Source organism: Microbulbifer maximicatervae (SeqCode) (assembly GCF_052467325.1).
In genome coordinates this window covers 1,561,121-1,586,681 of sequence record NZ_CP174310.1, presented here as the reverse complement: position 1 = coordinate 1,586,681, position 25,561 = coordinate 1,561,121, and the positions used below count along the sequence as shown (strand labels likewise).

The window sequence follows — 25,561 nt, the reverse complement described above, 5'->3', positions numbered from 1 at the left end:
AATACTTTGAGCTCCGGGAAGAATTATTCATCAATTCTTAATTAGCGCACTTGTACGAGTATCCAATACAGGGTTTCGGAGTTGGTTTAAGTAGTCGAATGTTTCATGTACGTCACGGAATAAGTAGCGAATAGTCCTTGTTGTCCCCTTTACTTCAATTGATAATCAGGAAGATAAATTTGAACTTGCCTTCTTTTGTACAGATTCACTCTCAAAATGATTAGAAAATACAATAAAAATGACTATCCAAGTGTGCTGGATATATATGCCCGTTCAAAACTTGATGAGCTACGGTTTGAAAACCGGAGTTTTAATCTGTTGCCGCTGGATAAAGATCAAAAACGTTTGGCCCAGCTGATGGAGTCGGATATTTATGTGTACGAAAAAGGTGATGTTCTTGGCTATGGTGCACGGTATAAGAATGAGATTCGTGCACTGTTTGTGCATCCATCGTTTAGAGGTCAGGGGATAGGGCGGGAATTGCTGGAGTACCTGTTAGGGGAAATCAGTGGCTCTGTACATCTGCAGGTTGCCAAGACCAATGACCCGGTGAAAAACCTGTATAGGAAATATGGTTTTGTGGTGACCAGGGAGCTGCAAACTACCTACAGCGGGGTCCCTGTACTTGCCAATGAAATGGTTCGCCCCCCCAGCGCCAACTAAATATACAAACGCCTATGCTACAGGAGTGTCAGCAGGCGTTGTTCTCAAAACATTCCTCCAGAAACCTCCAAAAGGCATCCAGCTTGGCGGAGGCGGCTCTTCTCTGCTGATACACCGCAAAAAGTGGCCTGCTTGATTGCTGCCAATCCGGCAGAACCTGAACCAAGTTACCCGCCGCAATATCCCGCTCTACCAAATAATCGTAAAGGCAAGCTATACCGGCGCCAGATAGGGCTGCTTGATAGAGGGAATAGTAGTTATTACTTGAAAAGTAGGGCTTGGGGGCAATCGTGATCGATTCCTGCCCCTTCTTAAAAGTCCAGGAAAGTGGATCGCGGCTGTACTTGTAACACAGTAGTTGGAATTTATTGAGTTGGTCCGGGGAGGAAAAGGACTTAATCCTTGCCAGGTACTCAGGAGATGCTACCAGGAGCCGATCGTGCCGGCCGATTTGATGAGAGTAGAGCGTTGATTGGGGCTGTGCAGGTTGGGATCGCAATGCCAGGTCAAACCCTTCACCGGTAAGATCCCGAAGCTGATCATCCAGAATCAGGTCCAAACGGATATCTGGGTGCTCAGTTGTAAACTTCGGTAGCCTAGGTGCCAGCCAGAACTGCCCCAGAGCCGTTGGGGCGGTAATCCGCAACAATCCAGAGGGCTGCCCTTTGGAGCTGGTTAGTCGCTCTTCCACTTCCCGTAGATCATTAAGGACACGCTCTGTGGTTTCCAGGTAGTCCCGCCCCGCATCCGTAAGGCTTTGGGATCGGGTAGTACGGTGAATTAGCCGAGTACCCAGTCGCTGCTCAAGCTGTTGGATGGCCTTGCTCACAGCGGACACCGTGGACCCCAATTCCCGGGCGGCACGGGTAAATGACCCCAATCGCGCCACCGTAGTGAACACCTGAATTAAGTGGAACCGGTCCAAAGGAACCTCCAATAATTTCCTGGCAGGAAAAAGTGAATATCAAAATTATGCTATTAACGCATTTATAGGAAAAAGTCACAATATCTTGGCAGATCGACAAGTTAAGAAGGGTTTCTGATGAGAGTGATTGTATTGCTATGCCTGATTTTGGTTCCCAGCGCTTTTACGCTGGCCGAGGCACCGCCAAACAGCCAGCCATTTCACGTCAAGGGGGGTGATTTTAAGTTGCCAGTGGGTTGGCACTTTGGGGAGGTTGCGGGGGTGGTCCGCAGGGAGAATGGCCACTTTGTTGTGTTTCATCGAGGGTCTCATTCGCTGTTGGAGTTCGATGGACAGCGGCGTTTTGTTCGCGAAATTGGCGCGGGACTGTTTGAAAATCCGCATGGTCTTCGTATAGACCATAAGGGCAATATTTGGACTACCGATACTGCCACGCACCTGGTATTGAAATTTGCACCTGATGGCGAAGTAGCCATGGTATTGGGGAAGCGAGGTGCAGCCAGTGAAGGCTGGTTTGATCGCGACTACAACTTGGTGCTGTTCGATCAGCCCCAAGATGTTGCAGTGGATAGAAATGGATTTATTTATGTGGTGGATAAAGGCAACAGCCGCATCGTAAAGCTGGATAAGAATGGCCTTTTGGTAACCACCTGGGGTGGTCAGGGGGAGGCCCCTGGAGAGTTTAATTTCCCTCACTCCATTGTGATTGATTCTGAGGGGCAGTTATATATTGCCGATCGTGAAAACCGCAGGGTACAGATCTTTGATTCAAAGGGTAAATATTTAACTCAATGGAGAGGAATAGGTTACCCCTATGTCCTGTTTCTCAAAGGTGATGCTTTGTGGATGACAGATGCGCGGGCCGAGGAAGTGCGACAGTACGACCTGTCTGGTGATCTCAAGATGCGCTATCAGGGCCAGCCTGGGCGGGGACAGAAGCAATTTGGCTTCGTACATGGGATCTATGTGGATGACGACGGACTTTGGGTGTCCCATATCTTGAATTGGAGCATCAATCGCTTACTGCCAGCGGATACACTACCCGCTCCGGTCATGTAGCTTTTCTTTCAAAATTTACCTGGGAGTATTTATGCCTCACTGTGTTATCCAGTGTCCTTCTAACCTACTTGAGTCGGTAGATGTTGATAGCTTACTGACTTCTATCCATGCCGCTGCAGATCAGTCTGCACTCTTTGAGCCGGGGGATATTAAAGTTCGTTTGTTACCTGTCGAGCACTATTTGGTTGGACCTGAACCAGCACCGTTTGTACACCTGGAGTGCAGTCTGCTTTCAGGTAGAAGTATTGAGCAGCGACAAAGCTTGGCTCATTTACTAGCCAAGGCCCTATGTGCAGCCGTGCCCGATGTGGAGATGGTTTCTGTAGAGGTCCGCGAGATCGTGCGAGCTACATATTGTAATCGCGCTGCATTGGGGCTCGTTGCGTAGCTTATTTCCCATTTTTAAGTGTGCCGGGTTGAACTACAAGAAAGCTTCGGCAAAAGGTACTCATTCGCACAAGTGGAGGGCTTGGCCCCCACTTGCGCACTTTCAGGCCGGTTAGAGGCAGTAGCCCCCATCAACCTTCAGGTGTGCATTTCGCATACCGACTGAGTGATCTGTGGCCAGGTAGTGGATTGCTGGCACTATGTCATCTACCTCAAGTGCACGGCCCAGTGGCGTTACCATCATACTCTCTGTGAGATTTTGAATGTCTGATTGGCTCATGCCGGCTTTTTCCTGGATTTCGGTCAGTGTGACTCCGGGGCGTACGCTATTTATACGAATACCCCTCACCGCTAACTCTGCATTCAGGACCTGGGCATAACCTTCAATGGCAGACTTACTCGCGCTATAAGCGGAAGTTCCCGAAAAGGTTTTCTCTACGGCAATACTTGAAAGCAAAACCACGCTGGAGGGGTTATTCATCACCGGTAGTAATTTTTGCAGTGTGAAAAAAGGTCCCTTCACATTGATATCAAAAGTGTGATCGAAGAGGGCCTCATCGGTTTCTTCAAATATCCCAGGCCTGAAAATACCGGCATTCAAGATAAGGGCATCCAGTTTAACCTCATCGTTTTGTAATTTTTTTCCCAGTTGCTCAATTTGGTCGAGTTTTCCACTATCACATAGGTGGCATGTCAGCTGGCCGCTACTCCCAAAGAGGCCCGCGATATCCTCGGCTGTTTGTTCCAGTTTTTCAGCATTTCGGCCCGTGATGATGACTTGCCAGCCCTCGGATAAAAATTGTTTAGCTGTTGCGAGTCCAATACCGGCAGTGCCACCAGTGATTGCGATGGTTTTTGTTCTCTGCTGGTGTCCCATAGATCCTCTCTTGCGATTGTAATGGTGCAATGAATGGCAGTTGCCAAGATTAGGCTTAGGAGGATATGTTGTGAGACTGGTATCAATAAGGCACCGTTAGGGCAACACTTTGGTTCTAATTTGGAAGCAATGAGGCAGAATGCAGCATCTACATCAATACTTGGGACATTTGTACGTCTTCCGGTTGGTCATTGAGCAAGGCAGTTTTCAGGGGGCTGCTAATCAGCTGGGCTTACCTCGCTCATCAGTCAGCAAGAAGCTGGCACAGCTGGAGGGGTTTGTTGATCAGCGTCTATTGCATAGAAGTACACGGCAATTGCGCCTTACGGATGCCGGTGCTGCTTTGTTGGAAGCAACGGAGACTATGGCTCAGCTAATGAGCAATACCGAACACCTGATCCTCTCCCATCAGGATGAAGCTGTTGGTAGAGTTAAGATAAGTTGCTCTACCTTAATGGGGCAGAGGTACTTATTGCCATCCCTACCAATACTAAAGCAACGCTACCCAAAAATTACTTTTCAAGTGAACTTAAGCGATAGGGTTGTGAACTTATTGGATGAAGGCGTTGATATTGCCATTCGCACGGGGCACTTGCCGGACTCTTCATTGGTAGCACGCCGAATAGGTGAAAAGCGTTGGGGGTGGTTTGCCAGCCCGGATTATTTGGCGAGTAGGGGGGAACCTAATTCTCCGGATGATTTAAGTCAGCATCAATGCTTAGTGTTTAGTAACCAAACAACAACCATTGACCACTGGCACTTTTCTAACGATGGTAACGAAATAAAGACCATTGCCATTGATCCGGCGATGGTAGTCGATGATGGCCGTACATTGGTTGAATTAGCTACAATGGGTCAAGGTATAGTTATGATTGATCCTCTTCTGGTGCGCCGGGAATTAGCGGAGGGCAAGTTGATGCCTATCTTTCAGCAATGGAGAAGCCCTGAGCTGCAACCGATCCATCTAGTGTGCTTGGGAAGGTCTATAAGAAGTAAAGCGGTAGAGGTAGTTTGGCAGGCATTGGTTGAGGGCTTGCAGAGGGATTTAATTCAGCCTTAAAAGCAAATATGGCAGGGTTTTACGTATCATCTCTTTTTTTCTTTTGAATTTCCTGAAGCTTCTTTCTTTTTAATTCTCTTTTCTTTTGGTAGTAGCGCTTATCGACATATCTAAGCAGTAGCCATAAGACAAGTGCAGCAACAATGCCAATCAGGTACCCTTTCCCGTACATGCTATATGCGACCTTCTGCTGGCCAGATTGAAACCAATCTGGCCTTTCTCAAAGATGGATATCTAGTAGGCAAAATAGGGCAGGTAAGAACTCCAGTCGGTCCATGCGAGATGTTGGACGGTTCTGTTTATGCCATTGGTTTGCATATAAAAGTTCCACCGGCCCGCTTCCTTAACACCAATTACGTTTTTATTTTGGAGATTAATGGCCGCAAAGTTTGATTGAATCAAAATATAACGATTAGGGTCCAAGCCGCCAATTTTAGAGGCATCGATCAGCTGGGTGACATCAGTTCGTAAATAGCTTCTCTGCGCGCTAGCAAATACACTGAGAGGAGTATTATTAATGATTCCTTGATTTACCTGGTTATAACTATTAAATGGATGGGGTTGCAAATGCCCCATAGATAGCTGGCCGCCACCCCAGTCAAGAATAATCAAGCTGCAGCCAGTTTGGCGCTCAGTTACCCAAAAATCTGCATTTGCTGTATTGGGCCGCAATAGTGCTGTATATCGATTGACAGAGCTGTGCCCGCGGGTCGGAGTGGTGAGGGCCTGAATGTAGATCCTGCTGTCATTATTCGCTGCGCCGGGGCCGATACTGATATTCCCCATGTTTAGAGAAAATGGCACTCGAGCCAGCTGCGTTTGATGCCCTGGCTGGAGGCCGATCTGTAATCGGTAGTTTTGTAGGGCAGTTTGAGGGTCAGCTTTCAATGCCCTGAGTGCGTTACGTGAATTTATTTGATCTTGTAATGGCATGGCTTCAAACTCCTTTTCAATTATGTTTGTCATAATACCGCATTTTTTTGGCGGTTTCTCAAGGGTTTGAGATTGAGTCAATTACACATCATTGCGAGGTCATGAAATTCTTGATTAGTGAATAATTTTTGAATGGCGGTGTGTTAGGCGATGCTCCATATAGTTATGTATTTAAAATAGAAGTTTTTTGTATTGGGGGAGCTTTTGTTTGGATGTAGGGTGCTAATTGGACGGTGAGCGTCTTTATTGGTGCTTATATGTTTATGTCCCAGGGTGGCTTTGTAGGTGTGGTTTATAGAGATGTTAATACGCTCAGTATGAGTGATTTTGACATGTGTCACACTAAGGGGGCTTGATTTGGTATCTATAAATGTGGGGTGGTGGGTTGTTAATTGGTGCATGTTATACTGCGATTTAAATATTTAGCTATTTAAACTGGGGCTCCAAGAGTGATGTTGAGTGCGAGAAGGTTGATTGACAATTATGAAAGCAAATCAGGGAAGTATTTCTCTATATTTATTCAGTGTTTGATAGTCGCATCGTTAGTTTCATTTTCAATTAGTACTATCCCGGATTTAACTCAAAGTCAGAAGGGTTTTTTGCATGCCTTTGAGGTTTTCTCGGTGATAGTTTTTACTGTGGAATATCTAGGTCGAGTATATGTCGCAAAAAATAAGTTGAACTTTATATTTAGTTTTTATGGTTTGATTGATCTTCTGGCATTCTTGCCATTTTATATTGCTTCGGGGTTGGACTTAAGGGCGCTTAGGGTTGTTCGGTTATTTCAAGTTTTTAGGGTTCTTAAGCTATTGCGTTATAGTAAAGCTGTGGCTAGATTTAGCCGTGCATTTCGTATGGTCAAAGAGGAGTTAGTTCTGTTTGGTGTGACTGCACTGATTTTACTTTATTTGGCTGCGGTGGGTATCTATTATTTTGAGAATACTGCCCAGTCAGAACAATTTAAATCTATCTTTCATAGCTTGTGGTGGGCAGTAACAACCTTGACCACAGTAGGATATGGCGATATGTACCCAGTTACTCTCGGAGGAAGAGTATTTACTTTCTTTGTTCTTTTGATTGGTTTGGGAGTGGTTGCGATTCCCACAGGGCTCGTTGCTTCCGCCTTATCTAAAGCTAGGCTCGAGGAAATGGATGACAATTAGGCGCGGTAATAGAGTATGGCCTCGTAGATTGGGAGGCCATACTTGGGTTTAATCAAATTCAATAGCTTTGTTGTTAATGAATAGTTGGGTATCGACCGGTGTCGCGCTAGCAACGGTTTGAAGGGACATGCAGGCTTGCCGGCAACAATGCATAAATTCCACCAGTTTTTCTTCGGGCTCATCGCTTTCAATAATTAAGTGTATCTCTACCTTGTCACCTTTACCGAATACGTTTTCAGGTCTGATGCCCCCCAAGTTTAAAGTCGTTGAGAATTCAGTTTTCTGTTCTAGCCTTACATTCTTTAGATTAATTGCCGCGAGTTTTGCTAGCATTTCGATGTGAGACATCATGCAAAGGGCTAGACCTGCAGAAAAGTACATAATTGGAGACGGGGCACTGCCTCTACCGCCAACTGCTGTGCCTTCATCACAGATCAGTTCCCAGGTTCCACCATTAGGAACATTGGAAAATATGGTGGCTTTCTTTAGATGATGCCCCTCAGGCATTTGCTCGACATTAATATGAGCGTGAAATTTAAGTAGTTCGCCCTGCTTCACTTTATCGAGGTGAGGCGGAGAAAAAGTGACTTGGTGGGCATCTTCATCTAATTTGCGAGCAATAGTAGAGCTCGACATTTCCCACTGAATTGAGTCCATTTCGAAGCTCCTGGCTTTTGTTTGATTTGACTGAGAGGTAGGATAGTGTAGATTCAGATATACTGCTAAAGCTCGGAAATAACTGTATCAGCTGTATAGAGTAAGGTGGGATGGCAAGTAGTCCCACCACTTATCGGATAATAGGGGAGCTAGTCGAGTAGAGGGAGCGCGGTAAATAGTGCAAGTTGATGTGCGTAAGCCATCGCATCTTCCCTGGAGGGAAAGATCTGAGCCTGAATGTAATCTCTCCTATTGCTATGGAGAAAAACCAATATAACCTGCCAGCTGGAAAGGTTACTTTTACGATTAGTATTGTGAGGTGAGTAAGGGATAACTTTAACTCCCTTAAAAGCTTCTAGAGATTGCGTTTCCGTCCAGCAGTGCCAAAGGGCTTGCCGCTTGGAGATATAGCTTTTCGATTCTCCATCGATGTAATGTGTTGCCTTGAAGGAAAGGGTGGCTATAGATAAAAGTGTACACAGAGCGGTGGCAAGCCAGGAGATGGTAGAGCCACCATCAAGGGCAAAACTAAGGCTGACTATCAGCCAGGTCAGAGTAAACCCACCAATAATATAGGTGGCCACCTTGTTGGACTGCAGTTCCATGTTTGCCGTCTTCCTATTTTCCTCTAGGTACAAGATTAGGCGCCAGAATCCGACTACAACTAACTAAGCCGCTAATGCACACTTTGCTGGCTTGAGGGAATATATGACAGATGTGTATCACGGCACGGCAAAAGTACCCCTTTTGTAGGGGCTTTATCAAGTGGGGAGTGTAATTTAATAAAGGGCAGATATTACAATTATCAGCAAATGATAGGAAAGAGGCCCGTAAGGGGCCTCTTAAGAAAGTCTGTCTAAGAAATGCGCACTTTAAGGGGCTCACGTAGTTGCTCAGCCATGCTCAATAGCAGAGTCTCGGTAGTTTCCCAATCGATACATTTATCGGTAACAGAAACTCCATATTCCATATCGTCCAAATTTGGTAGGATTTTCTGGTTGCCAGCCTTCAGGTTGCTTTCCACCATAATGCCAATAATCGACTGATTACCATCGAGTATTTGGTGGGTCACGTTGTCGACCACGAGGGGTTGTAACTCATGGTTTTTATTGGAATTGGCATGACTGCAATCGACCATAATGTTTGGCACGATATTGGACTTGCGCAGCTCCTGCTCGCACATCGCAACACTTACCGAGTCGTAATTTGGTTTGTCATTACCTCCCCGTAGTACCACGTGACCGTATGGGTTGCCTGCAGTATGGATAATTGCGACTTGACCGCGCTTGTTGATACCGAGGAAGCGATGGGGGTTGGCAACAGACTGAAGGGCGTTGATAGCGACTTCCAGGCCACCATCGGTACCATTCTTAAAGCCTACGGCAGAGGAGAGGCCGCTGGCCATTTCCCGGTGAGTTTGTGACTCAGTAGTACGAGCGCCAATAGCAGACCATGAGATCAAGTCTTGCAGGTACTGGGGGGAAATCGGGTCCAGAGCCTCTGTTGCGGTGGGCAGTCCCAGTTCGGCGACGTCCAGTAGCAGTTTACGGCCAATATGCAGGCCTTCCTCAATCTTGAAGGAGTCGTTCAAATGGGGATCGTTGATCAGGCCTTTCCAGCCAACTGTAGTGCGGGGCTTCTCAAAGTAGACACGCATTACAATCAGCAGAGTATCGGAGACCTTATCTGCAATCGCCTTCAAGCGCTTGGCATAATCCATTGCTGCGTCCACATCGTGTACGGAGCAAGGCCCGATAACCACCATCAGGCGGTGGTCTCTGTGATCAAGGATGTTGCGCACGGCGGCGCGCCCTTTGGCGACGGTCGCCTCAGCGGCATCGCTAATGGGGAGTTCTGCTTTCAGCGTCTCCGGGCTGATCAGTACTTCCTGGGAGACAACATTTAAGTCGTCGAACTGCTGTGTGGTCATGGCGTCTTCTGGTTTCTCTATTCCTTGGTGCCGCGCTGCACCTGCAGGCGGAGTACCTATCCTACTTTGCCATACAGAATAGGGCGAGGGTTTCATTTGCAACCAAATATTTGGCCCTTTTTTGGGATGGCCATTATCCTTCCACTTAAAGACAGGTTGGCAAATAGTAAGAGGTATTCAGGGGCTCCTTAAGCGTGGATTACAGGCGACTTCGCCATGTTGGGACTAACTGAAGCTTCATCATATTCTATAGATCGGCATTACTATAGAAGAGGTGGCGAAACATTGCTCTTTCTGGCGGAAATATACTCGTACCGGAATGCCACGAAATAACCTAGTAAATCCAGAAAGGTTCAAGCTGAAGGTAACCGCAACCGTATTGTAGATCTCGCAAAGGGCTTAGACGTTGCTCGTATCATCTAGTGTTCCCAAAGTCTGCAAAGATACTAGCTGAGCTATCCCGACGCTTCATAGAAAACAGCTTTATTCATAATCAGGGTTAATTGAAGAGTACTCATGAATGAAGCATGAGAGATGCGGTGAGCTATCGGAGCTGGTCATATTAGCGGTCAAAATCGTGATCCGGGCGCTGAGTGAGTTTAAAGGCAGTTGGATGCCGGCTCCCAATCGCCAGTGAGATCCCCGCACTTCTTTATTGGTTTACTGAGCGATTAAGGCATTAGTACATAACCAGTTAATCTGCCTCTTTTAACCCTTGGTGTTTTATGTCCAGCATCTCTCCAGCTTCTAGGGTAATAAATCGTTTAGCCACGTTCTACATTACCAAAAGGCCTGCAAGTTATTACGGGATTTTTTACATTGGTCTAGTAGGTTAACCAACCGGCGGTATGTCTTGCTAGGATTTGATAAGCAACTCCCTTGAGAAAGATCATTTTTAATTGTCAATAGATGTAGCAAAGTTGCACTTTTTGAAGCTCAGGATCTTGGTGTTTGTAAAAGTGTAGATTCTATTCTTTTGTCGTAACTACTCCCCCGCCAAAAATATCTCTTTTGCCAAGCAGTAATTTAGGTGTAACCAATTTTTTTCAGGATGCGATAAGTATCTGATAAGTCAAATAAGTAATTATTCGGTTTGCTGTCAAATAGGTGTAGCGTTGAGGCAAGTTGGGGCTAAAATGTCCCTGCCCGAAGATTTACATCTATTTAAGTTTCTACTGCCTACCAATCCATGCAGCATTCTGGCTTTCGCAAGCTAAAATCCCTAAAAACTTGATAGACATCAAGAAACTTCAAAGCTTGACCTTCTAAACTTTCACTTGAGATGAATTATCTCAAGCGAAATAGGGGGATATCATTATGTCTGTTTCTTCCAAAGATATAATACTGGCAATCTGTGCCGTCTTACTGAGCGTACCGATCTCCTTGAATCAATCCGAAGAACCAAAGCTATTACTAAGCCTGGCAATCGAAATACAAAGAGTGGCCGACGAGATAGTATTTTCTGGCATACCAGAAATTACTTATAAGCAAGGCTATCAATATAGAGCACGAGATACGTTATCTTCAAGGAAATACGATGCAGATGTAATTTAGATCTGGGATGTAGATCACCGTATTTATTTGTTTATGTTACTTGCCTAACTTAAGTAAAAGTACTTTATGTCCAATACAATCATAGACAGGATTTCTACCCAGCAATAGGTATCACAAAGGTTGCTAATGATGAAAGGATGTTACAAATTATTAGCCGATTCTTGGGTGTATCTATGCTTTAGTGTAGTGCTATTTTTTGCTTTACCTAATGGTGCGCAGTCGATGGTGCCAGTTAGTGAAGAGCAACAAAGGGAAATTATACTCCAGGTATTTCCTGGAGCTACCAAAATTACCAATAAAGAACCTCTGGTTGATGGGCAGTTCTTAATTCGGCGTATTTATAAAGATAATGTTGAAATCGGATATGCCTTCAACACCAATGATATTGTAAAAATCCCAGCCTATTCGGGTAAGCCCATCAATACTTTGATTGTGATGGGAAAGGATGGGGAGTTTTTGGCTGTTCAGGTGCTTGAGCATCATGAGCCTATTCTATTGGTGGGTATTCCAGAGCAGAGACTTTTTGATTTTGCAAATAGATATCAAGGCTTGAGTGTTACTGACCATATTCGCGTAGGTAATGATAGTAGTGAAGAAAAGCACCATATAGATATGGTGTCCGGTGCTACTGTTACAGTTAGGGTGGTAAATGAGACTATTATGCGTGCTGCTCGAAAAGTTGCGCGTCATTTAGGTCTTGCAGGGCTTTCCCTTAGAACTGTAAAAGTTCGAGCCAGTATAAAATCAGAGAAATTTTCCGAAGCCGATTGGGGCAGTTTGACGGAAGATGGTTCAATTCGGAGGCTTTTACTTAAGCGTAAGGATGTCGATTTAGCTTTTGTAGGCACCAAGGCTGAAAACCAAACGGCTAAAAATCCTGAAGAAGCAGAGAAAGCATTAATAGATCTATATTATGCGCCGGTTAATATACCGTCTGTTGGTAGAAATTTATTAGGTGATTCTCAGTATGACTGGCTAATGAGCGAGATTAGTCCTGGTGATAGTGCGATTGCAGTGATGGGAAGGGGCGATTACTCCTTCAAGGGTAATGGCTACGTTCGCGGTGGGATCTTTGACCGTACCCAGTTGCTACAAAACGGTAAGGTCATCAGTTTTCATGACTCAGATTACTATAGACTTGATGATGTTTACATTGATGGTTTCCCCGGATTTGAGGAAATGGCGATCTTTGTTATTCGGGACCATTATGATTTTGATCCAGGAGAAGCCTGGCAGCTGGAATTATTAGTTCGTCGTCAGATTGGAGCGCTAGATAGCGTATTCACCAGCTTTTATGGTGATTATTTAACTCCGGAAAAATACTTGTCACGTCCTGAATTAATCAGTTCTGATTTAGAGCCAGAATCTGAAGCCCTATGGGTCAGCATCTGGCATGAAAAGGCATTCCAGATCGGGATATTGTCCGTAGCACTATTTGTGCTACTTGGGATTGTCATTTTTCAGGATATTCTCGTCCGCTATCCTCGACTGATACAGAATCTTCGTCAAGGGTACCTGATATTCACACTTGTCTTTATTGGGTGGTATACGTTAGGGCAGCTCTCTGTAGTTAATGTTTTTACTTTTCTACATGCGTTCCAGGGGAATTTTCAATGGGACTTGTTCCTGCTTGATCCCATACTTTTCCTTCTCTGGAGCTTTGTTGCAATGACTATGTTGCTGTGGGGGCGGGGAATTTTCTGTGGTTGGTTATGTCCATTTGGTGCCTTACAGGAACTTGTTAATGAAGCCGCTCGGCGGTTAAAAATTAAGCAGTTCGAGATTCCTTTTGCCGTACATGAGCGCCTCTGGGCAATCAAGTATGTGATTCTTCTTGTGTTATTTGCAGTATCTTTGGAATCTCTGTCTGAAGCTGAGTATTACTCTGAAGTAGAACCATTTAAAACCACTTTCCTGCTGAAATTTAATAGGGAGTGGGGGTACGTGGTTTATGCCGCTGTGCTACTTATAGTCAATATTTTTACCCGCAAGGTGTATTGCCGTTATATCTGCCCACTTGGGGCAGCCTTGGCTATTCCTGCTCGCCTACGTTTATTTGACTGGCTGAAACGCCGTAAAGAGTGTGGTCAGCCGTGCAGGGTATGTAGCAATGAATGTGAAATACAGGCGATTCATCCAGATGGTTCAATCAATGCCAATGAGTGTCATCACTGTTTGGATTGCCAGGTAACTTATTATCGAAATGACAAATGCCCGCCGTTGGTGATTAAAGCTAAAAAACAAAATAGGCAAAAAGCGGCAATGGAAAGAATAAAAGCTCTGGATGTGACTGAGTCGGTACCAAACACTTAATCCTTTTAATGGGGAATGTGAGAATGATAGATCCGAAAGATAAAGACCTACCTACGGTTGATACGGAAAACTCGCAGCTAACAGAGCATGTGAAAGTTAGCAGGCGTTTATTTCTCAGTGGTTCAGCGGCATTGGCGGGTATCGCAAGTACGCTTGGGGCAGGAGTTGGGAGTACTTTATTATCCTCCAGTGCTCAAGCTTCCACTAGTGATGATGGTTCAGTTCGCCCAGGGGAGCTGGATGAATACTATGGCTTCTGGAGTGGAGGGCACTCTGGCGAAGTGCGTGTTCTCGGGTTGCCATCCATGCGAGAGTTGATGCGAATTCCAGTATTCAATGTAGATAGTGCAACTGGTTGGGGTATTACTAATGAGAGCAAAGCCATCCTGGGAGAAAATGCCCCGTTAAATGGTGATAGCCACCACCCACATATGTCGATGACCGATGGTCATTATGACGGTAAGTATGTTTTTATTAATGATAAAGCAAATACTCGAGTTGCGAGGATTCGCTGCGACATTATGAAGACTGACAAAATCACCACCATTCCGAACTGTCAGGCTATTCATGGGTTGCGGGTACAAAAAGTACCTTATACCAAGTATGTATTTGCCAACGCTGAATTCCGGATTCCCCATCCAAATAATGGCCTAAACATGGATGATGTACCGGGTTATTACACTCTATTTAGTGGTGTAGATGCAGAAAGTATGGATGTGGCATGGCAGGTAATAGTGGACGGTAACCTCGACAATACCGATGCGGACTATACAGGGAAGTATGCATTCTCTACCTGTTATAACTCAGAGGGTGCGATTGATCTCACCGGCTCTATGAAGGCGGAACGGGACCATCTGGTTATTTTCAATATTGAGCGTATTGAAGCCGCCGTAAAAGCGGGCAGGTTTACCACTCTGGAAGGCTCAAAAGTGCCGGTGCTAGATGGTCGAAAAGGTTCTGATCTAACACGCTATGTACCGGTTCCCAAAAATCCTCATGGTATTAATACAGCTCCGGATGGAAAGTATGCAGTAGCCAATGGGAAGCTATCGCCTACGGTGACAATGTTCCAATTGGACAAGTTTGATGCCTTGTTCGAAGATAAAATAAAACTGCGCGATACCGTTGTTGCTGAAGTAGAGCTGGGGTTAGGGCCATTGCATACCGCATTTGATGGTAAGGGCAATGCCTTCACTACATTGTTTATTGATAGTCAAGTATGTAAATGGAATGTGGAAAAAGCCATTCATGCATATAATGGTGAAAATGTTGATTACATTTTGCAAAAATTGGATGTTCATTATCAACCGGGTCACAATCATACCAGTATGGGAGAAACCCGTGATGCCGATGGCAAATATTTGGTATCACTACAAAAATTCTCCAAAGACCGCTTCTTACAATGCGGGCCCTTACATGCCGAGAATGACCAGTTAATTGATATATCTGGCGATGAAATGAAGCTGGTACATGATGGCCCAACTTATGCGGAGCCCCATGACTGCATGATTGTACATCGTTCCAAGGTAAAAACCCGGAAGTTGTATGACCGTAATGACCCTACGTTTGCCGCCACTATTGCGATGGCAAAGGCTGATGGCGTCGATGTTTATAGCGAAAATAAAGTAATACGCGATGGCAAAAAAGTGCGTGTTTATATGACCTCAGTCGCACCCGTTTACGGCATGAATGAGTTTCGGGTAAAGCAGGGAGATGAGGTTACTGTGGTTGTTACCAATCTTGACCAGATTGAGGATGTTACCCACGGATTTTGCATGGTAAACCATGGCGTACAAATGGAAATAAGCCCACAACAAACTGCCTCCGTAACCTTCACTGCTGATAAACCAGGAGTTCAGTGGTTCTATTGCAACTGGTTCTGTCATGCGCTGCATATGGAAATGCGTGGTCGCATGCTGGTGGAACCTGTTTAACAAGTATAGATACCCGGCAGGGCTAAATTCCTGTCGGGTTTATTTGAGGAGTGTCCATTCTGAATTTTTCCAGAAAAATTTTGGGCCTTATAGCTCTTTTGGGTAGCTGCATGGCCAATGCAGCTGTCATTTCCCTAACCCCGCAGGATGATTTGCAACTAGCACTGGATCGGAGCCAAGTGGGAGACACCCTGATATTGGGAAAGGGGATATATCTAGGAAACTTTATCCTTCGAAATACAATAGAGCTAACTTCGGAAGAGGGGGCCGTAATTGATGCAGGTGGCAAGGGCCATGCATTACAGATTGAAGCAGAAAATAGCTATGTGCATCATTTGCAAATTATAAACTGGGGAGAAGACCTGACAAGTCAGGATGCCGCAATCCTTTTGTCGAGTTCTGCAATCGGAAGTCGTATTGAAAAAAATAGTCTACATGGTGGCGGATTTGGTATCTGGGTGGATACGACCCGTGCAGCTAAGATTTTAAATAACAAAATACGAGGTAATCCAGGATTACGGGCAGCTGACCGTGGTAATGGTATTCACTTATTTAATGTGTCACAGGTTTTGGTTAAGGGAAACGAAATTTGGGGAACTCGGGATGGCATCTATATCGACAGTAGCAATAACAATGAGTTGATTGGTAATTACTTACACGACTTGCGCTATGGCGTGCACTACATGTATTCATACCACAATTTACTACAGGGTAACCTAACTGAAAATACCCGTACTGGTTACGCTTTAATGCAGTCTAAATATCTGAAAGTGCTAAATAATCGTTCGGTAAATGATGTGAACTACGGAATCTTGATGAACTATATCACGAATTCAGTCCTGCGAAATAATGATATTAGAGGCATCCAGAATCGCAACAATCCTCATATGCAAAAAACGAGCATTAAGAGGGCGAAAATAACTGGGCTGGAAGGCAAGGCGCTATTCATTTACAACTCACTATTCAATCAATTTGCTGGTAATAGGTTTGCCGATAGCGATATTGGTATCCACCTGACAGCGGCATCTGAAGATAATGCACTAAAGGGGAATTCTTTTGTAAATAATAAAACTCAAGTTAAGTATGTATCCAGTCGTAGCCAGGATTGGGTAGGAAATTACTGGAGTGATTACCTGGGTTGGGATATGAACGGAGATGGTGTCGGTGATATTAAATATGAGCCGAATGATAGCGTTGACCAGATTTTGTGGAAGTTTCCATCAGCAAGGCTTTTGCTCAATAGCCCCGCAATAGAAACCCTACGTTGGGTGCAAAGACAATTTCCGGTGTTTAAAGGTCCTGGAGTGATTGATAGTCAACCATTAATGACTGAGACAATATGGAAGGAAGCAGAAACGAAACTTTCTGATGAGAGCGACTTTCTGCAGGAGCGTATTCAGGCAGGTGCAGAATAATGGGCCAAACAGGGAATATTGTTGAATTACAACAAGTAGGGAAGAAATACAGAGAAATTAGGGCTTTACAGTGCCTTGATCTGTATTTGAAAGCGGGTGAGGTTTTTGGCCTATTTGGACATAATGGAGCCGGCAAAACAACAATCATCAAATTGATTTTAGGGTTAATAGGTGCTTCCTCTGGCCGAATCAGTGTCTTTGGCAAAGATCCGGCTCAACAGAGCGGGCGTGAATTTCGTAGTAAATTGGGATTCTTACAGGAGAATGTCAGCTTCTATGCTCAACTTACGGGTTTGGAAGTCTTGGAATATTTTGCTCAGTTAAAAGGAGCCACTCGAAAACAGTGTATGGAGCTACTTGAGCAGGTAGGCTTGAAAGATGCCTATGATCGGCGTGTTAAAACCTACTCTAAAGGGATGCGCCAACGCCTGGGGCTAGCGCAGGCATTACTGGGTAACCCGCGCTTATTGCTATTGGATGAGCCAACCGTTGGCTTGGACCCAATTGCCACTAGGGAGTTTTATCATACTATTGATCACTTAAAGCATCAGGGATGTACAATTGTACTTTGTTCGCATGTGCTACCAGGCGTTGAGAAATATTTAGATCGGGCGCTTATTTTGCGGCGGGGTAGGGTTCTGGCTACTGGTAGTATTGAGCAACTGCAAGACCAGGCAAGTCTACCTGCGGTATTCCAGCTAAAAGGACAATCCGGCTTGCTAGAAGAGCTGCCTCAAGAATTGAGGCCTTTGACCCGGAGTTATAGCAAGGGCGCAGAGCTGCTTGTACCTATGGATGAAAGAATGCAAGCTCTGCGGATACTTACGAAGTTAAGAAGTATTGATAAGATCGATATTCAATTACCCTCTCTCGAAGACCTATACACCTACTTTAATCAGCAGCGCTTTGACCAGGAGGGTGTTTTATGACGGGCCCGATATTTGTCGTTGCCGCAAAGGAGTTTCGAGATGGCCTGCGTAACCGTTGGGTGTTATCAATATGTATTATATTCTCGGTATTGGCAACAGGCTTGGCATACTTTGGAGCTGCAGCAGCGGGAAAGGTTGGTTTTAGCTCTCTATCAACAACAATTGTTAGTCTTGCAAGTTTAGCGGTATTTACTATTCCCCTGATCGCAATGATACTGTCATATGATGGCATTGTTGGTGAAGATGAAAGTGGTACTCTACTGCTATTAATGACATACCCTCTGTCCCGTACTCAGCTCCTATTAGGGAAGATGTTAGGGCAGGGCGCGATAATGGCATTTTCAACACTGGTAGGTTTTGGTTCTTCCGCAGTGATGATTGGACTATTTTCCGTTCATACTTCCTGGAGCGAATTACTGATACCTTATATGGTATTTATTTCGTCTGCAGTTCTGCTGGGCTGGATATTTATTGCTATTGCCTATGTAGTTAGTGCTAGTGTATCAGAGAAATCCAAGGCGGCCGGTATAGCTATATTGATATGGTTTGTTTTTGTGCTGGTGTTTGATCTTGGCTTATTGGGGTTGTTGGTATCAACTGAGGGCAATGTAAATGCCGATCTGTTTCCCTATTTGCTATTAGTTAATCCAACGGACATCTTTCGGTTGGTTAACATTACTTATTTTGCGGATCAAAATCTCAGTGGATTTATGGCGCTTGCGAATCAATCCCAATTTTCATTATTCGGGTTGCTGGGTGGGATGTTGGTTTGGTTAGTGTTACCCACTAGTTTGGCACTGTATATTTTTAGTCGCCGTGAGTTATGAATTGGGAGGGTGAGATGAAATATCTATTAGCGCATGCTTTTGTGATCAGAATATTGTTTCTGCTATTGATATTGGCTGCTTCATTAATAGGTTGTACAGCGGACAAGAAAATTTCTTTGGCTCATCAAGTAGTAGCGATTGAAAATGGTGAAGAATGTCATTTATGCGGTATGATCATTACCAACTACTCTGGCCCTAAAGGCCAGCTAATTAGTAAAGGGCAAGAGGGAAATCTCAAATTCTGTTCCACCCTCGATATGTTTGCCTTTATTGTAGATCCTGAAAATAGCCATAATATTCAGCAGGCCTTTGTACACGATATGGCGGTGACACCTTGGGACCGTCCTGATGAGGAAACCTATATAGATGCCCGCAAGGCCTGGTATGTGATAGGGCATGCGAAGCAGGGCTCCATGGGGGCAACATTGGCAAGTTTTGCTAGGCAGCAGGATGCCCAAGCTTTCGCTGATGTAGAGGGCGGCGAAGTGTTGAGTTTTGATCAAATCAATTTACAGACTTTGGTAGACATGTCCAGTGTGCATAAAAGCCCTATTTAGGGAGCTGTTGAATATCCTGTGTTATCGCTGCAGGCCTCAAAGGTTCGCCTTGCTGGGCTTTGAAAGCGACCCCGTGATTGTGAGCTGTTCAGGGAGCTAGAAGCATCGCTGAACTATTCATGGGCTCCTGAGCTTTGTTATGGAGACTTCAAACCAAGGGTAAGTGATGTGCTGTCTAAACTGACTAATCGGTAAAGGTGTTGTCGACATATTGATGAAGAATTAAGCAGATCATATTCTTTGTGAGTATTTTCTTTAAAGTTTGATCGTTAGTTTAAATGAGTGATTTTTCATTTACGGGTTGTTACTTGTGGGGTTCGGTTTTTATATTTTCTGGCAATGGAGAATTTCTGAGGTCCTTTGAAGGTTAAAGATTAAACGCTAGTGTCTAAAGCCTGGAGATGTGAAGTGGTTATTTGTAAGTTAAAAATCGCAATATAATTAGATCTAGGGTGCTGAGTAGAGGGCTTCTAATGTCAATAATTTTTCGAATGTTTTAACGATAAGGTTCCATCTATTTGTTCAGCGAAAATTGTGTTTTTGTAAACATTTAATTATCAAAAATAATTGACCATTAAAGAGCGGCATGAGTAAAGCTAGAATTTATATGAAATGTGAATCAGGCTGACCAAATCAAAGAACTGGTTCACGGCGCCATTCGGGGCATACCTATAAGCTGCGCCGGTAAATTCAGCATCTTTAAATGACAAATAATGTTTATACGTACCAATAGAAATTCCCACCCTCAAAAGACATTAAAGAGTCCTTTTGTACTATTGCTAACTGCCATGCTTTTTGGCTGCGGCGGCGGTGGTGGCAGTAGTAGCGATGAGGCAACTCCACAGGAGGGTTCTGGTGGGGGAGTAGTAGATACTCCCTCAGGGGGGAGTGCCAGTAACACTCTACCCATTGCCAATGACCAGCTGGTAGAGATGGCTGCACATGGCCGCCTTGCTAAATCCGTATTTCTTGCCGCTTATGATGCAGATTTAGATTCACTAGACTATTCCATCCAGTCTGAACCGGCTCATGGTAGTTTAACGGGCAGTGGGCGACGCTGGGAGTACCTCCCAGCGACAGATTTTACTGGTACCGATAGTTTCTCTTATTTAGCGTCAGACGGAAGCGGTGCAAGTAATATTGCAACGGTTACTATTGAGGTCGCGGCAAATGATTGTGTCAGCGGTTTCTTGGAAGGACCTGCAGACAGCCTGTTGGTACATGTTCCTTCTCACTTGGAATTCCGTGATGTAGCCGGTGGAAACTCTGTGGTTGTTGAGGGTACGGCATTAACAGAAAGTGCATCTTCAGATCCTGATTTAGAAGGGCGCACAATGTTTGTCAGTCGCAATGATTTCAACAGCGCTGACATGACTGTAGACCTTCCCGAAAAAGATGATCTGACTTATTTTAGTTTGTCATTTAAGTTTATTCCGGATAGCAATGAAGGCGATGAAGTAATAGTTCGGTCTATTGCTGATCCTACAGGCAATAACAATGCGGGCAGTTTTTATGTAGGTACCAGCGGTGGTGATATTGTAGGACAGTTAGGGAGTCAGGATAGCCAACGATTTTCTAACGGCGAGAGCACTTTAAAAACTCGTAGCTGTAATCATGTCGCTATTACAGTCGATAATGGCACATTGACTACCTATTTAAATGGTGAGGCATCTTCTTCGGTTTCTATTGATAGTGATAGTTACTCCAGCTTGGGCGATATGCTGCAATTCGGGCCCTTTGCAGGAAAAATTTGGGATGTACGGCTCTATGAGCGTGTGTTGACATATGATGATGTCATGGATTTGGGGGGCAGCAAGTGTAATGAATCCATGATTGCTGCCAGTCCCTACGATGGCTACAACAATTACCTTTGTTCTACCTATCAGTGCCAGTGGTGGTCCGATGATACTGATAAGACCATGGCTAACTTTGAGCACTATATAGTGGCTCAAGAGAGGGTTTGGGAAAGGAATATCTTTGAGGCCGGAATGTACGGCAAAGGTGAACTTTGCACCTACTTCAGCGATGAAGGATCTACCCGTGATCTGGAGTTGAACGACGCGATTAGCAATACTTTTGTTAAGGATTATACCCTTGAAGATAATCCGCTTACCCAGTCTAATGCCCAGCACTGGATGCATGAGAACTTCCATTCTTATCAGGGCCGCTTGAATAGGGTTACAGGTGAATCGAGCGGTAAATATACTTTGGAATCCTCTGCAAGCTGGGGAGCAGATCATAATATCCCGGGCGTTAAGGATAGCCTGTTGGGTTACTATACTCTCCACCCGCATATTTCCCTTTGGGCCATACAAGACTCTCCCGTTGATCATCAATACGGTTATGACTTTAAAGGCGGGCATCAGTACGGCGCTTATATTTTCTGGTCTTGGCTTACAAATTATGCGGTTAGCAAGGACCTGATGGGAGGTGTTTTTCGCAATTCCAGAGATGGGCTCAACGACCTGGAAGCAGCCGATGCTTACTTAACAGCCCAAGGGCACGACATGAAAGCCCTGTTTGCCGATTTTGCTGCACAAATTACGACTTGGGATATGGTTGAGAGTGAGGCCTATCAGATTTCGGAGGCAGCCTCTTTGAGTAGAATGTTGAGTGAGCACCCCGATGCCAGTACCCACGATAATAAGTACACTCAAACATTTGACCAGGAAGGGACGGGTAATAGCTGGACCGATATGGATACTGGTTTTGTACCAGGCTCTTGGGCTTTTAACGCCTTTAAAGTGGAAGGCATCACTGAAGATAGCAATTACACCATTGCTGTCAGGGTCGATGCTGACAATAACCCAGCGCATGCTGACTTCCGTGGTCGTGCAGTGGTTTATAACCCGTCTACCGGCTCTCGCAGTTATTACCCTTTTGATATTGACAGTTCCGGAGAAGGTTCAAGCACCATAGTGCCGGTACCTGCAAATTACGAGCTCTATGCGCTGGTAGTCACAACCCCTGATACCTTTAGGGACTTTGAGTTCTATGACTATGATTTTGCTATCTACCCGTCTGGCGGCGACGTGGATATTGACCCTGTGGGTGAGACGGCAAATGAGGATGTTGTAAAAGTTGTAGTCATGGCTGGCCAGTCCAATATGGAAGGCAACAACACTCGGTTAGATCGCTTGCAGGAGCTGATTTGTCATGCCAATGTGGATTATACCTATGGCGATGTTGACTGTGGTTCTACGGCGATTAGCGATGAGCAGATCACGGAGCAGTTTATCAACAATAGTGATTCACTGACTGACTATAACCAAAGGCTTAGTGAGGATGGTGAGGATTCTGTGGTCCAGAAACTTGGGCAATTCCTCTGCCGTGCGGGTAGTCTCGACTCCTATTCAGGTGAAACCTGTGATAGCCGTGATTTTGACCTGACTGACAGACTCTTCGCCACCATTAGTAGCTATTACTTCTCCTCAAGCGATGGTTCGTATGGGTATAACTACGATGCCTGGATGCAAATGAGTACTGCTATGGAAGTGGCTGAGATTTATGCCGATGGCCACCTAGACGCAGATCTTGAAGGTGCTCTGGATAATGTTAACGTACTCCAGTATCAGGGTTCATTGAGTGATACAGGTTCTCTCTCATTCTCTGAGCGTTATGGTGAATTGTTCCCCAATTACGGAGTGTCCACCAACCGCTATGGACCAGAACTCACTTTGGGGCACTACCTTGGCGAAGAGACGGAGAATGATCTGCTACTTCTGAAAGTGGTGCAAGGTGGTACTGACTTGCGAGTTGATTGGAAGGTGCCGGGTTGCCATGACTCCGCAGCTAATGAGTGGACCGAAGATGAGGACAATCAGGACTCACTTTACACTGCCATGTTGGAGAAAATTGAAGCTTTGCGCGATTCTGAAGTGCTAGCCAGCTACTTCCCGCAATATGAAAATAAAACGATTGAGATCGACACTTTTATCTGGTTCCAGGGCTGGAATGACGGGGGGCAAGCGGTAAATGAAAATAATTATGAGGCGAACTTGACCTGTTTGGTGAATGGTTTACGAGAAGCGCTTAATGATTATGATTTACCTATAGTTATTGCTAAAAGTCACTATGGTAATTCAAGTGGAACTATCCAGACCGCCCAGCAGAATGTTGCAGATACTACCTACAATGTTGAGGCTCATGAAACAGATGATCTCTCTGGTTATTACCATTTTGATCCAGCGGCACATTTAGCGATAGGTAAGAGAATGAAAGAAGAGATGGATAACTTGCATTGATTTAGGACTCATTTACAGGGTTTAAGTAGTGGATAAAACCATCTTTCTTAAGGTTTTATCCGCTCTGGCTTTGCCTTCAAGGCTTACAAGTTAACTCCAATATACTCTCAGGTTGCCTTGCTTTGGTATATCGCTTCTTGCCTAGGCCAAGCGAGGCTCCCAGGATCTCAATTAAGTCGTTCTTTCTTCATATCATTACAATTCCTTCAAATAATCTCTGCCTTTTTCTGGGCCGGGAAAGCCAGTAGTGTTACTAGTAGAATCTTCCCTGATTAATGGCACTTACTATTCGAAACCAAGAAAAATAAGCTTTGCTGTATTTGTAAAAACGCCCAGTCCGATTATAGATTAGTCTCTATATATACGGCTAATTATCTGCTTCTAAAACCGGAGGCGAATGATATGTGGAAATTGTCGCTAAAAATTTCGAATTACTCACCCTGTTCAGATACTCAAGTTGATGCAGTAAGTGCGGAAACATTGAATTACTAGGGAAAATTAGGGAGCCTCTGATCAATGAAGCGTTTTTCTAGAATTAAGCTGAATTGTTTGAAAAATTCACTTTTCTACGCAAAACGCTTAATTTTCGCGTAATAGCCCCTAATTTTTCACCTAAAATCCCCAGTTGGCGGATTTCAGGCGCACCACCCCTAGGTGGCCAAGTATTTTCTCCCTATTAGTAAGTTAGTAAAGCCTGCTAGCAAGCACAGCCGCTCAGTATTCTTTAACAGTCCCCGATAAGCGGACCTTGTCATAACCAAATACCCGTTTAATGTAGCGAAAGGGGTGCTCAACCTTCGCTCTTATCTGCGCCTTGATCTTTTCCGCCTTACGGAGTGCATCACGCCCAGGAAGAGTTTTCAGCTTGCTTGGCTTCATTGCTATGTACCAATCCACCTTCCGCTCTTTCAACTCTTCAAATCCAGCTTAATCCAGGACAGCTTAATCCAGGATATCCAAAGAATGGAGAGTCGGAAGCTAGACAAGAATTTTTTCGCCACCACTTGGTAGCCGGTATATCTGTCTCAAAATAGATGGCAGTTTGGCGTTAAAAGATCATTTGGGGAGTCCATAGGGAATCAGGCGGGGTGTAGAGTCGGGAGCGATGGAATCTAGGGGCAGCTGATAAGCGGATTCCTGTAATTTAGCAGGGGGTGGGGCTAAGAAAGCGCTGGCAATCGCGCAGCCCGTGTACCCAGCGTTTATTTTGCTGCGCACAGACCTGGCGTACCGCTTCCGCCGAGCCCACCAAGCGTTTAAAGCGGCTTTCAAAATTGCGGTTTAGGTAGAGCCAGTGTTTTGGCGAAATACCCAGCCGATTTAAAATAGGTGGGATGTTTTCGGGAATAGCGCCGCGCTTTTTAGGGTGCAGCTGCCGGCCACTCCAGTCTACCAGCTCTAAATAGTGATCCAGCTGAAAAGGCAAGCCTTTAGGCATATCCCGGCGCTCTCCGCCCACCAGCGGCAGTAGGCTTTTGGGCTGCTGGCCTGAGATGGCTGTGTGGATGCGTTGCTGGATCGAAGTGTAATCGGATTCTTCTGGGGTTTTAGCGATACCAGCACGGATAGGGTTGAGGTCCACGTAAGCCAGGCAGGCGGCAAGGGCTCTTTCATCCAGCAAGGCCTGAGACTTGAAACGCCCTTCCCAGAAACGACCGGTGCAGTTGTCCTCGGCATTGGCCTGGCGGGCGATGGACTCGTTCAGGCAGCGCATAAACCAGCTGATATCGACCAGGCGCTCGCGCCAAAGGGATGTCACCTCCTGAAGTTTTTCCAGCTCGACGGCATCCAGGGCTTCACCGCGAAGATAACGTTGGCTCAGCGCAGAACCTTTGAAAAGTTGTTGCCAGCGTTCAATTATCTCGATAGTGGACCATGAGTTTGCTGTGGAGGTATCGATATAGAGCACAATATGGGTGTGATTACTCATTACCGCATAGGCAGCGATATCGAGAGCAAAGATTGAGGCCAGCTTATGCATCCTGGCCTCAATCCACCGGCGCCGGTGCTCATAGTCTTTGCCGGATTTAGCATCCCTACCGCAAAGGAACGCTCTACGCACACAGCGGGAGACACAGTGATAATAGGGTGTCGCATCGAGAGAGATTTGCGTGCTGCGCGGAAGAGTCATGGA

The 25,561-nt window shown here is 45.2% G+C and carries 21 protein-coding genes; 13 read left to right on the top strand and 8 right to left on the bottom strand.

Annotated features, from left to right (window positions below; all coding sequences use genetic code 11):
• The first annotated feature begins 216 nt into the window (after positions 1 to 216).
• Positions 217 to 663: a GNAT family N-acetyltransferase gene (locus ACJJIE_RS07215; RefSeq protein WP_444894105.1), complete on the top strand. Its 447-nt coding sequence runs from the start codon at positions 217 to 219 to the stop codon at positions 661 to 663.
• A 28-nt stretch (positions 664 to 691) separates the two neighbouring features.
• On the opposite strand, the gene ACJJIE_RS07210 is transcribed toward ACJJIE_RS07215, so the two are convergent.
• A complete protein-coding gene (locus ACJJIE_RS07210) occupies positions 692 to 1,588 on the bottom strand; it encodes a LysR family transcriptional regulator (protein ID WP_444894104.1) in 897 nt (298 codons plus the stop codon).
• A gap of 117 nt (positions 1,589 to 1,705) precedes the next feature.
• On the opposite strand from ACJJIE_RS07210, the gene ACJJIE_RS07205 reads away from it, so the two are divergent.
• Positions 1,706 to 2,647: a peptidyl-alpha-hydroxyglycine alpha-amidating lyase family protein gene (locus tag ACJJIE_RS07205; RefSeq protein WP_282933123.1), complete on the top strand. Its 942-nt coding sequence runs from the start codon at positions 1,706 to 1,708 to the stop codon at positions 2,645 to 2,647.
• 31 nt (positions 2,648 to 2,678) lie between these two features.
• Entirely contained in the window at positions 2,679 to 3,035 is a 357-nt protein-coding gene (locus ACJJIE_RS07200) for a 5-carboxymethyl-2-hydroxymuconate Delta-isomerase (protein WP_444894103.1), read from the top strand.
• Between the two features lie 111 nt (positions 3,036 to 3,146).
• Here the strand turns inward: ACJJIE_RS07200 and ACJJIE_RS07195 are convergent, their stop codons facing one another.
• Positions 3,147 to 3,911 (bottom strand): SDR family NAD(P)-dependent oxidoreductase, encoded by a 765-nt coding sequence (locus ACJJIE_RS07195; protein WP_444894102.1) that lies wholly within the window; start codon positions 3,909 to 3,911, stop codon positions 3,147 to 3,149.
• Between the two features lie 139 nt (positions 3,912 to 4,050).
• Between ACJJIE_RS07195 and ACJJIE_RS07190 the strand changes: the two genes are divergently transcribed.
• Entirely contained in the window at positions 4,051 to 4,971 is a 921-nt protein-coding gene (locus ACJJIE_RS07190; RefSeq protein WP_444894101.1) for a LysR family transcriptional regulator, read from the top strand.
• Positions 4,972 to 5,205: 234 nt separating this feature from the next.
• On the opposite strand, the gene ACJJIE_RS07185 is transcribed toward ACJJIE_RS07190, so the two are convergent.
• Positions 5,206 to 5,937, bottom strand: coding sequence for a hypothetical protein (locus ACJJIE_RS07185; RefSeq protein ID WP_444894100.1), 732 nt, complete (start codon positions 5,935 to 5,937; stop codon positions 5,206 to 5,208).
• Between the two features lie 419 nt (positions 5,938 to 6,356).
• On the opposite strand from ACJJIE_RS07185, the gene ACJJIE_RS07180 reads away from it, so the two are divergent.
• The gene (locus ACJJIE_RS07180) at positions 6,357 to 7,067 is read left to right on the top strand and encodes an ion transporter (RefSeq protein ID WP_444894099.1); all 711 of its coding nucleotides are present in this window, start codon (positions 6,357 to 6,359) and stop codon (positions 7,065 to 7,067) included.
• Positions 7,068 to 7,115: 48 nt separating this feature from the next.
• On the opposite strand, the gene ACJJIE_RS07175 is transcribed toward ACJJIE_RS07180, so the two are convergent.
• The 3 genes from ACJJIE_RS07175 to ACJJIE_RS07165 all read right to left on the bottom strand — a co-directional run bounded on the left by ACJJIE_RS07175 (position 7,116) and on the right by ACJJIE_RS07165 (position 9,654).
• Positions 7,116 to 7,724, bottom strand: coding sequence for an OsmC family protein (locus ACJJIE_RS07175; RefSeq protein WP_282933117.1), 609 nt, complete (start codon positions 7,722 to 7,724; stop codon positions 7,116 to 7,118).
• A 149-nt stretch (positions 7,725 to 7,873) separates the two neighbouring features.
• Positions 7,874 to 8,329: a hypothetical protein gene (locus ACJJIE_RS07170; RefSeq protein WP_444894098.1), complete on the bottom strand. Its 456-nt coding sequence runs from the start codon at positions 8,327 to 8,329 to the stop codon at positions 7,874 to 7,876.
• A gap of 251 nt (positions 8,330 to 8,580) precedes the next feature.
• The gene (locus ACJJIE_RS07165; protein ID WP_282933115.1) at positions 8,581 to 9,654 is read right to left on the bottom strand and encodes a 3-deoxy-7-phosphoheptulonate synthase; all 1,074 of its coding nucleotides are present in this window, start codon (positions 9,652 to 9,654) and stop codon (positions 8,581 to 8,583) included.
• A gap of 1,317 nt (positions 9,655 to 10,971) precedes the next feature.
• Here ACJJIE_RS07165 and ACJJIE_RS07160 point away from each other — a divergent pair.
• The 8 genes from ACJJIE_RS07160 to ACJJIE_RS07125 all read left to right on the top strand — a co-directional run bounded on the left by ACJJIE_RS07160 (position 10,972) and on the right by ACJJIE_RS07125 (position 23,427).
• A complete protein-coding gene (locus tag ACJJIE_RS07160) occupies positions 10,972 to 11,208 on the top strand; it encodes a hypothetical protein (RefSeq protein ID WP_444894097.1) in 237 nt (78 codons plus the stop codon).
• A gap of 126 nt (positions 11,209 to 11,334) precedes the next feature.
• Positions 11,335 to 13,521, top strand: coding sequence for a transcriptional regulator NosR (gene nosR / locus ACJJIE_RS07155; RefSeq protein ID WP_444894096.1), 2,187 nt, complete (start codon positions 11,335 to 11,337; stop codon positions 13,519 to 13,521).
• A 23-nt stretch (positions 13,522 to 13,544) separates the two neighbouring features.
• Entirely contained in the window at positions 13,545 to 15,455 is a 1,911-nt protein-coding gene (gene nosZ / locus ACJJIE_RS07150) for a TAT-dependent nitrous-oxide reductase (protein ID WP_444894095.1), read from the top strand.
• Between the two features lie 110 nt (positions 15,456 to 15,565).
• Complete coding sequence (locus ACJJIE_RS07145; RefSeq protein ID WP_444894094.1) at positions 15,566 to 16,870, top strand: nitrous oxide reductase family maturation protein NosD; 1,305 nt, start codon at positions 15,566 to 15,568, stop codon at positions 16,868 to 16,870.
• Entirely contained in the window at positions 16,870 to 17,799 is a 930-nt protein-coding gene (locus ACJJIE_RS07140) for an ABC transporter ATP-binding protein (protein WP_444894093.1), read from the top strand. Before ACJJIE_RS07145 ends, ACJJIE_RS07140 begins: the two co-directional genes overlap by 1 nt.
• Positions 17,796 to 18,626 (top strand): ABC transporter permease subunit, encoded by an 831-nt coding sequence (locus ACJJIE_RS07135; protein ID WP_444894092.1) that lies wholly within the window; start codon positions 17,796 to 17,798, stop codon positions 18,624 to 18,626. Before ACJJIE_RS07140 ends, ACJJIE_RS07135 begins: the two co-directional genes overlap by 4 nt.
• Before the next feature lie 14 nt (positions 18,627 to 18,640).
• Positions 18,641 to 19,183 carry a nitrous oxide reductase accessory protein NosL gene (locus ACJJIE_RS07130; RefSeq protein ID WP_444894091.1) on the top strand — a complete coding sequence of 181 codons (543 nt, stop codon included), beginning with the start codon at positions 18,641 to 18,643 and terminating at the stop codon, positions 19,181 to 19,183.
• Positions 19,184 to 19,896: 713 nt separating this feature from the next.
• Positions 19,897 to 23,427: a sialate O-acetylesterase gene (locus ACJJIE_RS07125; RefSeq protein ID WP_444894090.1), complete on the top strand. Its 3,531-nt coding sequence runs from the start codon at positions 19,897 to 19,899 to the stop codon at positions 23,425 to 23,427.
• Positions 23,428 to 24,141: 714 nt separating this feature from the next.
• Here the strand turns inward: ACJJIE_RS07125 and ACJJIE_RS07120 are convergent.
• A complete protein-coding gene (locus ACJJIE_RS07120; protein ID WP_444894089.1) occupies positions 24,142 to 24,306 on the bottom strand; it encodes a hypothetical protein in 165 nt (54 codons plus the stop codon).
• 265 nt (positions 24,307 to 24,571) lie between these two features.
• Complete coding sequence (locus tag ACJJIE_RS07115; RefSeq protein WP_444894088.1) at positions 24,572 to 25,558, bottom strand: transposase; 987 nt, start codon at positions 25,556 to 25,558, stop codon at positions 24,572 to 24,574.
• Positions 25,559 to 25,561 lie beyond the last annotated feature (3 nt).